Annotated in this window: 11 protein-coding genes; 1 reads left to right on the top strand and 10 read right to left on the bottom strand. The window is 72.2% G+C overall.

The genetic code is table 11. From position 1 onward, the window contains the following. Nucleotides 1-10: 10 nt before the first annotated feature. From QCZ28_RS23895 to lxmK, 10 genes are all read right to left on the bottom strand, one after another. Nucleotides 11-2,602 (bottom strand): M16 family metallopeptidase, encoded by a 2,592-nt coding sequence (locus QCZ28_RS23895; protein ID WP_279518743.1) that lies wholly within the window; start codon nucleotides 2,600-2,602, stop codon nucleotides 11-13. 9 nt (nucleotides 2,603-2,611) lie between these two features. Then, nucleotides 2,612-3,508 (bottom strand): phosphotransferase, encoded by an 897-nt coding sequence (locus QCZ28_RS23890; protein WP_279518742.1) that lies wholly within the window; start codon nucleotides 3,506-3,508, stop codon nucleotides 2,612-2,614. After that, nucleotides 3,505-4,140: a flavoprotein gene (locus QCZ28_RS23885; RefSeq protein ID WP_279518741.1), complete on the bottom strand. Its 636-nt coding sequence runs from the start codon at nucleotides 4,138-4,140 to the stop codon at nucleotides 3,505-3,507. Before QCZ28_RS23885 ends, QCZ28_RS23890 begins: the two co-directional genes overlap by 4 nt. Then, nucleotides 4,137-5,102, bottom strand: coding sequence for an LLM class flavin-dependent oxidoreductase (locus tag QCZ28_RS23880; RefSeq protein WP_279518740.1), 966 nt, complete (start codon nucleotides 5,100-5,102; stop codon nucleotides 4,137-4,139). Before QCZ28_RS23880 ends, QCZ28_RS23885 begins: the two co-directional genes overlap by 4 nt. Then, nucleotides 5,099-6,868, bottom strand: coding sequence for an ABC transporter ATP-binding protein (locus QCZ28_RS23875; RefSeq protein ID WP_279518739.1), 1,770 nt, complete (start codon nucleotides 6,866-6,868; stop codon nucleotides 5,099-5,101). Before QCZ28_RS23875 ends, QCZ28_RS23880 begins: the two co-directional genes overlap by 4 nt. 24 nt (nucleotides 6,869-6,892) lie before the next feature. After that, the gene (locus QCZ28_RS23870) at nucleotides 6,893-7,909 is read right to left on the bottom strand and encodes a methyltransferase (protein WP_279518738.1); all 1,017 of its coding nucleotides are present in this window, start codon (nucleotides 7,907-7,909) and stop codon (nucleotides 6,893-6,895) included. An 85-nt stretch (nucleotides 7,910-7,994) separates the two neighbouring features. Continuing rightward, on the bottom strand, nucleotides 7,995-8,183 hold the full coding sequence (locus tag QCZ28_RS23865) for an LxmA leader domain family RiPP (protein ID WP_030330388.1): 189 nt from the start codon (nucleotides 8,181-8,183) through the stop codon (nucleotides 7,995-7,997). Between the two features lie 71 nt (nucleotides 8,184-8,254). After that, nucleotides 8,255-8,437, bottom strand: coding sequence for a hypothetical protein (locus QCZ28_RS23860; protein ID WP_030330389.1), 183 nt, complete (start codon nucleotides 8,435-8,437; stop codon nucleotides 8,255-8,257). Between the two features lie 102 nt (nucleotides 8,438-8,539). Then, a complete protein-coding gene (locus tag QCZ28_RS23855) occupies nucleotides 8,540-9,499 on the bottom strand; it encodes a T3SS effector HopA1 family protein (protein ID WP_279518737.1) in 960 nt (319 codons plus the stop codon). Beyond that, nucleotides 9,496-10,578, bottom strand: a complete 1,083-nt coding sequence (lxmK, locus tag QCZ28_RS23850) for a class V lanthionine synthetase subunit LxmK (RefSeq protein WP_279518736.1) — start codon at nucleotides 10,576-10,578, stop codon at nucleotides 9,496-9,498. The genes QCZ28_RS23855 and lxmK overlap by 4 nt, the downstream gene beginning before the upstream one ends. Before the next feature lie 530 nt (nucleotides 10,579-11,108). On the opposite strand from lxmK, the gene QCZ28_RS23845 reads away from it, so the two are divergent. Then, the gene (locus tag QCZ28_RS23845) at nucleotides 11,109-12,257 is read left to right on the top strand and encodes a class I SAM-dependent methyltransferase (protein WP_279518735.1); all 1,149 of its coding nucleotides are present in this window, start codon (nucleotides 11,109-11,111) and stop codon (nucleotides 12,255-12,257) included. Nucleotides 12,258-12,261 lie beyond the last annotated feature (4 nt).

Raw genomic sequence — 12,261 nt, 5'->3', positions numbered from 1 at the left:
GATGGAAAGTCTAGGCTCGACTTTCCATAGCGGCAAGTCGATCCGTCGAAAAGTCGGCGGGCGGATCACCCAGCACGACGGTGTGACTCAGCGCGCCGAAGAGGTCCCGGGCGGCGGCGGACACGTCGACGGGTCGTGGCGTACGCAGCAGCTCGGGCCGTCGCACCACCCAGTCCAGGCCACGCCCCGAGGCCGTGGTGTGCCGCAGCGCGTCCGCCAGCCCCGCCGGTGAGTCGAAGGCCGACAGCAACTGCGCCGAGCAGTACCGGCGCACGGCCGCCAGCTCCTCCTGCGACGGCGGCTCGGCGATCAGCGCGGCAACCTCCGCACGGACCCCCGCCACCGCCTCACCGATCCGCTCCCGCGGCACTGCCAGCCGCACGGACGCCCGCCGATACCCGGCCAGCACGTCGCGGCGCGCCAACATGACATCGGCGTGACCCAGGCGACGACACCGCTCGGCCAGCCGGGCGGCGGTGTGCCCGCCCAGCAGCGCGGTGGTCAGATACCGGGCGGGCTCCGCCGACCCGATCTCGGGCTCACGCCCGGAGAGCGTGAGATGGACGGTGTCGCCGGCCGCCTCCCGCAGGAGCAGCAGCTGCGGTCCGGGATCGTCAGGTGCCGGTCGGGCAACGGGCCCGGCAGGCCAGCCGCCCAGGACGTCGGCGACCGGCGCGAGGAGCACCTCGGCGTCGGCGGCGCCGACGACGACCAGCGTGGCGTGCTGCGGACGGAACACCCGCAGGTGCAGCGCGCTCGGGTCCGCCGGTGCCGGCCCGGTCCGACCGGCCCAGTGCCGGCGCAGCGCCTCGTCCATCCGCTGCTGCGGGGCGACCGGCGCGGGCCGGGCCGGCGGCAGCGGTCGCCACTCGGGCAGCGGCCCGGGAACCAGCACGTCGGCCACCACCCGCAGCAGCACCGGCAACTGCGCGACCGGCGCCCACGCGCTCAGGTCGGCCCACTGGCCGTCCTGCGTCAGCTGCAACTCGCCGCCGATGTCGGCGACCCGCCGGGCCGCGTCGGTGTGCGCGCCGAGGACCCGCAGCAGCTCGGCGGCCCGCCGCGGATCACGCCAGCCGTCCGGCCCGAGCGGTAGCCGCAACCGCAGCTCCACCAGCTCGGCCCGGCGATCGGGAATCGCGATGACCCGCAGCCCGTTGCCGAGGCTGACCTCCCGCGCCCCGGTCAGCGTCGGCGGGACGGCCGCACCCAGCTCGGGCAGCTGGCGCGGGCCGTCCAGGCTGGAACCGAGCTGCGCGGCGGTGCGCCGGGCCCGGCCCGGACGCCGGCCCGGCGCCCCGGCCGCTGCGGAGTCCGGCCGTCGGGTGGGCCGGTCCTCCCCGTCCGGGCCGGCGACGAGCAGCGCGCTCGGCGCGGCGGCCAGCGCCGCAGCGGCCCGGGACACCCGCTCAGCCGGGGTGTCCGCGATCAGGCGGGGGAGGTCGTCGACCAGCTCCGCCCGGCCGAACAGCAGCTCGAAGCGGCCCAGCGCACGGCAGCGCTCCTCCAGCCGGGCATGCCGCCGGCGGTGCTGCCCGGCCAGTTCGGCAACCGCCCGGCGCACTCCGGCCCCGGCCCGCGCCGGATCGCCGAGGCGTGACCACTCGGCCGCCAGGTCGCCGACGAAGCCGTCCGGCGTCACGTCGTCCGGCAGCACGGCGGTCACCACGAAGGCATCCGGCGCCAGCGCGTCCAGCGGCCCGAAGAAGCCGCAGCCGGCGCTGGCGCGTACGCCGGAGCGCGGCGGCCGCCACCGGGTGGTCATCCAGCCCAGCACCATGCACGCCACGTAGTCCGGCAGCTCCCGCAGCGGATCAGGCAGTCGGTAGCCGAGTGCCAGCGCGGTCCGCACCGCGTCGGGGACCCGCTGACGGACCTGCCGGTCGGAGTCCGGCGGTGGCTCGGCGATCCACGGCGGCGGGTCCGCCGGCCGGGCGGGCACCCCCGCGAAGTGCCGCTCCACCAGCGGCCAGACCGCCGCCGCCGGGTGCGGGGTCACGATCGTGAGAACCGCGTTCGCGGGTACGTAGTGCGCGTCGAAGAAGGCGGCGCAGTCGTCCACCGTCAACGTCCGCAGCCTGGCCACGTCGCCGTAACCGTCGTGGGCGTTGGCGAACGACCGGAACATCACCTCGGGCAGGCCCGGCCACGGCAGCCTGCCGTACAGCCGGCTGTCCCGCATGCTCTCGATCTCGCGGCCCACCTCGACGAGCTGGCTGGCCAGCTCGTCGTCGGTGAACCGCGGCGCGCGCATCCGGTCCGCCTCCCGGAACAGCGCCTGTTCCAGCGCCGCGGCCGGCACCACCTGGAAGTAGTCGGTGTAGTCGGCGTGCGTGGTGCCGTTGGCCGTACCGCCGAGCGGGTGCAGGTCGTCGTAGAACCGCCCGTCCGGCAGGCTCTCGCTGCCCCGGAACATCAGGTGCTCGACGAGGTGGGCGATCCCCTCGCTACCCGGCGACTCGGCCCGGAAGCCGGTGCCGTAGTGGACGCTCACCGCGCACCGGGGGGTCGGCCAGTCGGGCAGGAGCACCACGCGCAGGCCGTTCGGCAGCGTGCGCCGGTGCAGCGGATGAGCGGGCCGTGACCCAGCCGGGACAGTCATGGGTTTTCCTCAGGAGGACAGCAGGTGCCGGGCGAACCCGGTGTATTTGTCGAAGACCTTCGGCTCCCAGCCGACGTAGCTGATGTAGTCGTGCACGTGCAGCAGCACCCGGAACGCGACGGTCTCGCGCCACCGGTCGTCGAGTTCGCGGCCGTAACCGTCGAGCAACGCGTTGATCAACAGTTGCCACGCCGGCCGGTCGCCGCCCAGATACCACTGCAACTCGACGAGTTCACCGAGGACCCAGCCGAGGTCGTAGTACCAGGGCGCGGCGCACACGTCCTCGCCGATGAGCGCGTCGGCGCCCGCCGGCTCCCCCTCCGCCGGAATGAGCGAGCCCAGACCGGGCGCACCATGGCACAGGACGCGCTCCTCGTCGGCGGCGATCTGCGCGGTGTGCTCCCGCACCCGCCCCAGGGCCGCGGCGCCGAGCCGGGAGCGCAGCAGGGATTCGGCGTACGCGCCACGCGGGTGCGGTGAGCGCCCGTCGAGCCAGCGGGTGAACCGGACCAGCCCGCGCGGCGCTCCCCCCGCCGCGACACCCGGCGGGACAGGTTGCGCGTGCAGCTCGCGCAGCGCCTGGCCGAGCCCGTGCAACAGCGACGCCAGCGCCGGCTCGGGACCGTCGCCCAACAGGACGGCGGCCACCGAGGTCGCGCCCCGTACCCGGTAGGTGCGGGCGTCGCCGTCGGGCTCACCCACCACCCAGCGCACCGACGTCGCGCCCGGTCCTGCGGCGCCGAGCCGGCGCGGTGCGATGCCGGCCGGCACGAACGGCGCGGGCGCCAGCGGCCCGGGGGCGCGCCGCCACCGGTACCCACCGGCGGGTTCCTGGCGTACCGCGGTGACCAGCAGGCCGGTGCCGAAGTCCCGGCCGGCCGGCGCGGTCACCGTGGCGGTGGTCATCGGGCCGCTCCCCCGGTCAGGACCGGCACGTCCACCTCGGCCAGCTCACGACGGCGGGCCTCCAGCCTGCGCAGCGCCTCCGGCAGTGGTGGACTCACCCAGCCGTCGTCGCGGCCGGTGGTGAGGCTGCGCGCGGGCAGCGGAGGGATCAGGGCCACGTTGCGCCGCTCGGCCAGCGTCGCCCAGTGCCGCTGGAACGCCGGGCTGTCCAGGCCACCGGGCGGCAGCGCGGGTGACAGGCCGACCGGCGCGGAGGTGCACTGCATCGCCAGCAGCGCGGGGCTGTCGGCGAGCCCGAGGGCGAGCCGGGCGACGAAGTGGAACGTCGCCGGGTAGACCAGCATGGCGTCCGCCCACTCGACGTGCTCGACGTGCCGGGCCCGCTCGCAGTCCTCCCAGGTGTCGACGAGCACCTCGTGGTCGGTCCGCAGGCTCAGCGCCTGCCGGGTCACGAACCGCAGGGCGCTGGGGGTGGCGACCACTGCCACCTCCAGCCGGGGGTACGTCTCCCGGAGCCAGTTCAGCCAGGTCGGCACGTTGCTGGCCGCGGCCGAGCCGGTGATCACCAGCAGCAGCCGCCTCAGCTCCAACTCCGGTGTCTCCAGGAACTCCAGCGGTGGCCCGGCACTCATCGCGCCACGTTCCCGAGGATGGTCTCCAGCTCACGCAGCGTGGTCTTGGCCCCGTAGGTCACGCAGACCCCGGCCAGGTTGAACGCCACCTCGTCGGCGCCCGCGGCACTGAACTCCTTGATGCCCTGCGTCAGCTCCTCCTGGTCGCCGTAGAGGAAGGCGCCACCCTCGACGAGGGCCCGACCGCTGGCCCGCGGGTCGTCGGCCATGTCCACGTCGATGCCGGAGCGGCTCAGCATGTCGATGTAGTGCGGCAGGCGCATGTGCCCGGAGTTGCTGTTCAGGGCGAGGTCGACCGGGTCGCGGTCGGACGTGCGCAGCGCCATCGGCACGATCGCGACCACGCGCGGCATCGGCCGCCCGGCCCGCTCCGCACCCCGGCGCAGCGCGGGCACCACCGTGTCCCGCAGGTACGAGGCCGGCGTCAGCCAGGTGATCGCCACGTCCGCGACCTCACCCGCCAGCTCCGCCATCCGGGGCCGCAGCACGCCCAGCCCGATCTCGACGGCCGGGCGGGGGAACGTGCCCAGCTCCATGCCGCAGGAGAAGAACTCGCCCTGGTGGTTGACCTTGCCGGTCTCCAACAGGGACCGGACGATCGTCACGTACTCGCGGACCGCGCCGAGCTGGCTGCGGTACGGGGCACCGAGCGTGCCGCGCTGCAACGACGCGCCACCGGGGCCGAAGCCGGCCACCACGCGGTGCCCGGTGGCCACCGCCAGGGTCTGGGCGCGCAGCGCGGCGTCGTACGGGTGCAGGAACGGCATGAGGTTGACCGAGGTGCCCATCGGGACCCGGAAACCGCTGGCCGCGGCGTACGAGAAGCTGATGTGGGTGTCGCCGACGTTGCCCTGCCCCTGCCAGAGGCAGGATGCCTCGCTCCACTGGGTGAGCGCGGCGAACGGCAGCAGTTGCTCGGGGCGGCGCGGCGCGAACGGCATCATGATCGAGTAGTGCGTCATGCCAGGGCTCCTGTTCCGACCAGCATCTGGCCACGGACCAGATCGGTGTAGTTCGAGCAGTTGCGCAGAAGCTCGTCGTGCGGTCCCTGACCGACGACCTCGCCCGACTGGAGGATGACCACGTGGTCGGCGTGCTGGATCGTGGAGATCCGATGCGCCACCACCAGTACGGCGCGGGTGGCGGCCAGGTCGTCGACCAGGTCACGGAGCTTCTGCTCGTTGATGCTGTCCAGGTGCGACGACGGTTCGTCGAGGAGCACCAGTGGGGCGTCGGTCAGCATGGCCCGGGCGATGGCGAGCCGCTGACGCTGACCGCCGGAGAGGTCCACGTCGCCGGCCAGGACGGTGTCCAGGCCCTGCGGCTTGCGGCGGATCTCGTCGGCCAGGCCGACGCGGTGCAGCACCGCGTACAGCTCCCCGTCGGAGAACGCCGCGTCGCCACGGCCCAGGGTAAGGTTGCGGCGCACGGTGTCCTGCACCGAGCTGGCCGCCTGGTCCACGTAGGCCACCTGGGCGCGCAGGTCGGCTAGTGGCCAGGTGCGGGTGTCCCGGCCCTGCACCCGGATGCTGCCCGAGGTGACGTCGGCGAAGCGCTGGATCAGCTCCACAGCGGTGGTCTTCCCCGCTCCGGAAAGGCCGACGATGGCGGTCAGCCCCCGGGCCGGCACCTCGAAGGAGACGTCCCGCAGCACCGGCGTGCTGCCGTAGCTGAAGTCGACGTGGTCGAACTGCACCGCCGGCACCGGACCGGCCGGGGCGGTGACCGGCTGCGCGTTCTCGCCGCCGGACTCCTGGGGCTTCTCGAAGAGGCCGGTGAAGCGTTCCCGGGCGACGGTGCCCATCTTCAGTGCCGTGACACCTGCCGCGATCATCATGAACGGGCCGGTGAGCTGAAGCAGGTAGAGCAGGAACGCCACGAAGTCGGCCAGCGACAGGGTGCCGGCGACCAACCGCGCGCCGCCCCCGGTGATCACCGCGACCAGTGCGATCTGCTGGCCCAGGTTGACCACCGGGGTCATCAGGGCCTCCATCCGGGCGGCGTCGATCTCGCGGCGGGCGACGGCCTCGGCGTGGGTGGCCAGATCCTCGCTCACCGACTCCTCAGCCCGGTACGCCTTGATCACCTTGACCGCGTCGACGGCCGCGACGAACCGCTGGGCCAGCAGGCCGGTGGACTCCTGCACCGCGACGTAACTGCGCCGCAGTCGCTTGACCACCAGGGTGATCAGGCCGCCGGCGACCGCGAACGCGCCCACCGTCACGGCCAGCAGGAGCCAGTCCAGGAAGCCCATGATCACCAACGTGCCGATGGCGGTGAGCCCGGCGATCGGGAGCTGGATCGGGCCGACGTCGATCAGCTTCTTGACCCGCGAGGTGTCAGCGGTGATCCGGGTGACCAGGTTGCCGCTGCCCTCGCGTCGTACCTCGGCGAGCGGCAGACGCAGCGCGTGGCCCATGGTGCGGACCCGCAGCCGGCAGATCATCCGCTGGCCCAGCCGGGAGAGCAGGAAGGTGGCGAGCGTGTTGGCCAGTGCCGCGCCGAGCCCGAAGACGATCAGCCAGACCGTCCACCGGTCGGCGGCGCCGTCGCCCAGCGTGGCGATGAGCCGACCGACCGCCCAGGGCAGCGCCAGGGTGCCGGCGGTGGACGCCAGGGCGAGCAGGCCGATCAGCAGCATCGTGCCCGGGTGCCCGGTGGCCAGGTCGCGCAGGATGCGCAGCGGCCGGTCCGCTTGTCGCCGCGCCTCCGGCGGATGGTGTCGCATGGGATTCTCCGTTCGGCAGCTGTGCTAGTGGGCGGTGAACTCGATCAGGGTCCGGACCGCCGTCGCGGGGCCGCGCCAGGAGACCCGGAGGCCGGCCTCGGCGCCGAGCCGCTCGATCGCCTCGGCCGTCCGCGTGGGCGCCGGCATCATCGACCGCAGCTGAAGCTCCGAGCCGGGGCCGGAGACCGGCATGGCGATGTCGGCGACCAGCACCCGGCCGGTGGCCCCGGCCGCCTCCCGGCAACGCTTCAGGATCAGGACCGCCTCGTCGTCGGACCAGTCCGCGAGGATGGCGGAGAGCAGGTACACGTCCTTGCCGGGCGGCAGCGGGTCGAAGAAGCTGCCCTGCACCGCCGCCACCCGGTCCGCGACGTCGCTGCGCGCGAAGCGTCGACCGGCCTCCGCCGACACGTTCCGCAGGTCGAGCAGGGTGCCGTGCAGGTGCGGGTGGGCCCGGGCCAGGGCCATGGTCAGGCTGCCCAGGTGACCGCCGACGTCGATGAAACTGTCGACGCCGCTCCAGTCGTACTCGGAAATGATCTTTCCGGCGTCCCAGCGGAGCACCTGCTTGTCCAGCTCGTCGGCGGCCTCGCCCTGCTCGCGCCACTCGGCGGCGAAGGCCGGGTCGGTGTTCACCGCGTCCCAGTAGTCCCGGCCGAACTCGGCGGCGTAGCCCGGCCGGCCGGTACGCACCGTGTGGTCGAGGCGCAGCAGGCTCAGCGTGATGCTGCCGATCATGCCGTCGTTGCGCAGGACCTGACGCACGCTCTGCGGATGGTCGGAGCGCAGCGGGTCGCCCAGCGGGGTCAGCGCGTACTCCCCGTCGGGGCCGCTCTCCAGGATCTTGATCTCGACCAGGTAGCGCAGCAGCGTCCCGGTCACGTCGGGGGCGCTGCCGGCGCGGTGGGCGATCTCGGCAGCGGTGGTGGCGCCGGCCGCGATGTGGTCCGCGATGCCGAGCGTGGCGGCCGCGCGGACGGCGGCCGGGACCAGAAGGTCGGTCATGGTCAACAGTTGCTGGAAGGGCGGGATCTCAGTCATCGCGGTGCACCTCGCTAGGGGTCGTCAGGGTCCGAGCGGCGGGCCGGCGGGATTCCGGCCCGCCGCTCCGGACCTGGTACTCGTTTCAGCAGCCGTCGTCGATGGTCTTCGAGACCACCTGGCCGCTCATCCAGCTGACGCCGGCGCTGACGATGGCGCAGCCGGGAGTCGTGGCGGGAGCGTCCGAGACGGCCGAGAGGTCGATGTCCTCGGCGGTGCTGTACGTCTCGTAGCCCGCCAGCAGCTCCTCGATGTTGTTCGCCTTCTCCTGCATGTACCTCTCCTCTGTGTGCGTGGTGTTACCTGACGTCCGCCCAAGTGCGGACGGGATCGGGGAAGAGCTGGTCAGCAGGTCGCCTCGTAGGTGGCGGCGGTGAGGAAGCTGACCGCGGCGCTCGCGCAGTACCAGGTGGTCGCCGGGGCGTCCGCGACGGCGGAGACACCCAGGTCGTCGTCCGCCTCGAGGTAGGTCTCGTAGCTGGACACGAGCTCCATGATGTTGTCGCTCTTGGTGATGTCCGTGTTCACTTCTCTCTCCTTCGGGGAAGCACTGAGCTCCAAACTGGGAACGCCCCTGTTGACCCTCCCAGCAAGCGAGCTCAGGTCTTGGCGATGTGTTGTCGGTCGGTTTCAGACGGTGGTGTTGCGGGCCGGGTTGGTGGGGTCGATGCCGGCCTCCCGGAAGCGCGAGACGATCAGCGAGTCGACCCGCTGGAGGTCGTCGGCGGCCTCCACCAGTGCCGCGGCCAGGACGGTGGCGCGGTGCTGGCCGAAGCTCAGCCCCTGCCTGCCGGACCTGCCGTCGACCGGCTCCCAGGCCGTGCCGACGCCGGGGGCGATCCGCTCGACGAACACCGACGTCTCGGGGCCGGTGCCGCGCAGACCCTGGGCCAGCTCCGCCAGGTCGGCGGCGACGTGCTGCCAGTCGCTGCCCAGGTAGACCACTATCGCGTCGCGTCGGGGATAGAGCTCCCGGGCCGAGAGCACCTTCGCCCGGTACGGCACCTGGTGCTCCTCGAGGAACGTGAGCACCTCGCGCCAGGCCTCGACCGCGTGATCCACGTCGAGGACGTTGAGGTAGACCCGCAGCACACCCCGGGAGGTGTCCCGTTGCCGGGAACCGTCGACCAGGAAGAAGCCCGGTGACAGCGCGGCCCGCCACGGCGGCACGGCCAACCGCACCGGCTCGCCCGGGGCGTACCCGGTCGTGGTGATCGCTTCGATCGGCGCCCAGATCCGCAGGCCCTCACGTTCGACGAGGATCCGTCCGCGTCCGGCGGCGTCGCGCTGCACGGTGGACCGGACGACCGCCCCGACCTGGATCTGCCGGTGCGGCACAGCCGCGGTGAAGCGTTCCTCGAGTGCGTCCTCCCGCAACCGGGTCGGCACCTTGCCGTCCGGCTGGCCCGAGTGCAGCACGTTGTAGATGGATTCGGCGAGCAACCGGCGAAGCTCGCGGGGGAAGTCGGCGACGACCTCGCGACCACCGATCACGGCAGTGGTCCGGTCCGGGGAGACCCGGATCTGACGGACCGCGTCCCGGATCGCGGGGGCCAGTTCCCCGGCCAGTGGTTGGGCTTGCAACGTCATCGGGCACCTCCAAAGCCGAGGGTGGTGGCGAACTTCTCGGGGTTGACCAGCGCGGCGCGGCCGACGCCGGCGGCGGCGCGCTGGATGGCGGACAGCCGCGACGAGGACAGGGCGCCGGCGACCAGCCGGTCCAGCAGGTGCCAGCCGGCGAAGGCGGTCGCGCGGACCGCGAGGCCCGCATCGATGTCCGGCCGGACGTCGGTGTACGCCCGCCAGAACTCGTGCACCAGCGGCAGCAGTCGGCGCATCTTCTCGACACCGCGTTGCAGGACCAGCTCGTGGGTGAACTCGGTGTCGACGAACGCCTCGTCGCCCCGGTTGGTGACCAGGTCGAGCACCGACCGGTAGACCCACTCCCCGGCGAACGCGCCGACGTCACGGGCCGGGTCGGCCAGTCGGAACTCCTCCCAGTCGGTGAGGAACAACCCGTCCTCGGCGACCAGGAACTGGTCCACCCGCAGGTCGCAGTGCGAGGGAACGCGGGGAGCGTCCCGTTCGGCGTCGCGCAGGCGCTGCACCGCGGCGATCAGCTCGGGGTCGTTCTGCAACAACCGCCAGGCCTCGATCTCGCCGGCACTCGACTTGAGGAACACCGAGAGCGGCAGGCCCTGCAGGAACGTGACCGGCGGAAACCCGGGCGGCGACTCGTCGAGGCGCAGGCCCTCCGGTGGCGGGGTCGCGTGCAGGTGGCCGATCGCCCGGCCGACCTGCTGCGCGTGGGCCAGGCTGAAGGTCTCGTCGACCATCAGCGCGGCACCGTTCACCGCGTCGTTGATTCGTTCAAAAACGACGATCCGATGGTCGGGGTGGCTGCCGATGAATTGCGGCCAGTGCACATTCTTGAAATTCGCCTTCGCGGCGTAGGCTTCGAAGTCGAGCAGCCTGCGCATTCTGTTCTTGGTGTCTTCGACCTGTCCGGTGAGGCGCTTGACGAAAACGTCCCGGCCGCTTTCGGTGACTCCTGACCAGGCGTCGTTACGGCCGATTGGAGCAGAGACAGTGTCCCGTACGAACGGGCCGACACCCAGCTCCACCAGCACTTCGTCAACCTCGGGGACCGAGTCCAAGTCGATCGGCATCACGTGTTTCGTGACCACCGTCGCCACCTCCAACAATTCTCGGACGGGCACGCCAAGGCGCAGCCAACGTTCAGTTGAATGTTCCGGCGAGGGTGCCGGACCCGGTCTTCCGCCTGCCTTTGCGACTGTCTTTCTGTCGTACCGGCGAGCGGCGTGGTTGAAGATAATCACGACCGGGTAGGACCCGGCAAGGCATCGATGTCGGGCCGTATTAAATTCGTTTCTACGGGCCGCGGCATTTTGTCCGATGTACCGGTTGGCCGAACCGAACAGGACGGCCGGGCAGCCGGCGAAACCCCAGGTCAGCGCGGATCGATGGGGGTTCACCCCCGGAATTTCCCGGGTTCCAACTTTCGCAACTGGGCAGTCCGCTGGCCCAGCGGCGGCAAGGCCGCCGCAACGGCCCGCTCGGATGCGCCAAAGTAGCTGGTCAGGGCCCGTCCAGCGGTCCGCGGAACAGTGGCGCTACACCGGTGGCGGGGTCTGCCACGTACCCCCGAAACACTGCTGTAGACATTTATGATCTTCTGATGCAGACGACTGTGGATCGGGCGGGACTCGGCAGACTCATCTCCGCGGCCGGGGGCAGCGCCGACGGCATCACGGCGGTGATCGACGACCTCGGGGCGGACGCCGTCGCCGCCACCGTGGTCGGCGAGCTGCTGCACCGGGCGGACGTGCCGGCGGGCCCAGACGTCGCCGTCCAGGTGGGACTGCGGCACGGCGACGCGACGATCCGGTACGGGCTCCAGGTCGGGTCGACGGGGATCGCGCACCTCCCCGAGCCCGTCGGGACGCCCGACGCGACGCTGACCCAGGACCTCACCGAGGTGGTCCGCAGCCTGTTCGGGCCGCGCGGTGCGCAGTCCAGCGCCAGCCGAATGGTCCACTGGGGGCACCTGGAGGACCCGTCGGCGTTCGACCGCCCACTGCCCGCCTACGACGTGGTCCGCCGACTCGTGGACGCCCTCGACCGGCCGTACGACATCGGCCTGGCCGAACTCTGCGTCCGCTACGGCTCCGACAAGTGGGGCCACCACACCTACCCCCGCCGGTACGAGCAGCACTTCGGCCCGCTACGCGACCAGCCACTGACCATCCTGGAGATCGGGGTGGGCGGGTTCGGTGACCAGCACCGCGGTGGGGCGTCACTGGAGGTCTGGCGGCGCTACTTTCCCCGGGCGCTCGTCTACGGGCTCGACATCGTCGACAAGTCGCACCTCACCGACCAGCGGGTCACAGTGCTGCAGGGCGACCAGTCGTCCCCCGCCGACCTGGCCCGGGTGGTGGAGGTGATGGGCCGGCCGGACATCGTCATCGACGACGGCAGCCACGTCAGCGCCCACCTGCTCGCCTCGTTCGCGTCCCTCTTCCCCGTCCTGCGCCACGGTGGCCTGTACGTCATGGAGGACCTGCAGACGTCGTACTGGCCGACCTTCGGCGGTCGGGCCGGGACCTACGACGACCCGGCGACGAGCCTCGGGTTCCTCAAGACGCTCGTCGACGGCCTGCACCACGAGGAGATCGTCGGACGGACCCCGGCCTTCACCGACCCGGACATCGGGGGCGTGCACTTTTACCACAACCTGGCGTTCGTCGAGAAGGAGCGCAACCTGGACGGCGGAGCGCCGTCCTGGATTCCCCGGGGAGTGCGGCAACGCGCCGGCGTGCCGGACTGACAGC

The organism is Micromonospora sp. DH14, from assembly GCF_029809455.1.
In the GTDB taxonomy this organism is placed as follows: Bacteria; Actinomycetota; Actinomycetes; order Mycobacteriales; family Micromonosporaceae; genus Micromonospora; species Micromonospora parva.
This window is presented reverse-complemented; position numbering and strand designations above follow the sequence as displayed.

What these genes read in the sequence shown, in the direction of transcription:
- QCZ28_RS23895 (WP_279518743.1), bottom strand. Translation starts at nt 2,602, where the DNA reads ATGACTGTCCCGGCTGGGTCACGGCCCGCTCATCCGCTGCACCGGCGC.
- QCZ28_RS23890 (WP_279518742.1), bottom strand. Translation starts at nt 3,508, where the DNA reads ATGACCACCGCCACGGTGACCGCGCCGGCCGGCCGGGACTTCGGCACC.
- QCZ28_RS23885 (WP_279518741.1), bottom strand. Translation starts at nt 4,140, where the DNA reads ATGAGTGCCGGGCCACCGCTGGAGTTCCTGGAGACACCGGAGTTGGAG.
- QCZ28_RS23880 (WP_279518740.1), bottom strand. Translation starts at nt 5,102, where the DNA reads ATGACGCACTACTCGATCATGATGCCGTTCGCGCCGCGCCGCCCCGAG.
- QCZ28_RS23875 (WP_279518739.1), bottom strand. Translation starts at nt 6,868, where the DNA reads ATGCGACACCATCCGCCGGAGGCGCGGCGACAAGCGGACCGGCCGCTG.
- QCZ28_RS23870 (WP_279518738.1), bottom strand. Translation starts at nt 7,909, where the DNA reads ATGACTGAGATCCCGCCCTTCCAGCAACTGTTGACCATGACCGACCTT.
- QCZ28_RS23865 (WP_030330388.1), bottom strand. Translation starts at nt 8,183, where the DNA reads ATGCAGGAGAAGGCGAACAACATCGAGGAGCTGCTGGCGGGCTACGAG.
- QCZ28_RS23855 (WP_279518737.1), bottom strand. Translation starts at nt 9,499, where the DNA reads ATGACGTTGCAAGCCCAACCACTGGCCGGGGAACTGGCCCCCGCGATC.
- lxmK (WP_279518736.1), bottom strand. Translation starts at nt 10,578, where the DNA reads ATGCCGATCGACTTGGACTCGGTCCCCGAGGTTGACGAAGTGCTGGTG.
- QCZ28_RS23845 (WP_279518735.1), top strand. Translation starts at nt 11,109, where the DNA reads ATGCAGACGACTGTGGATCGGGCGGGACTCGGCAGACTCATCTCCGCG.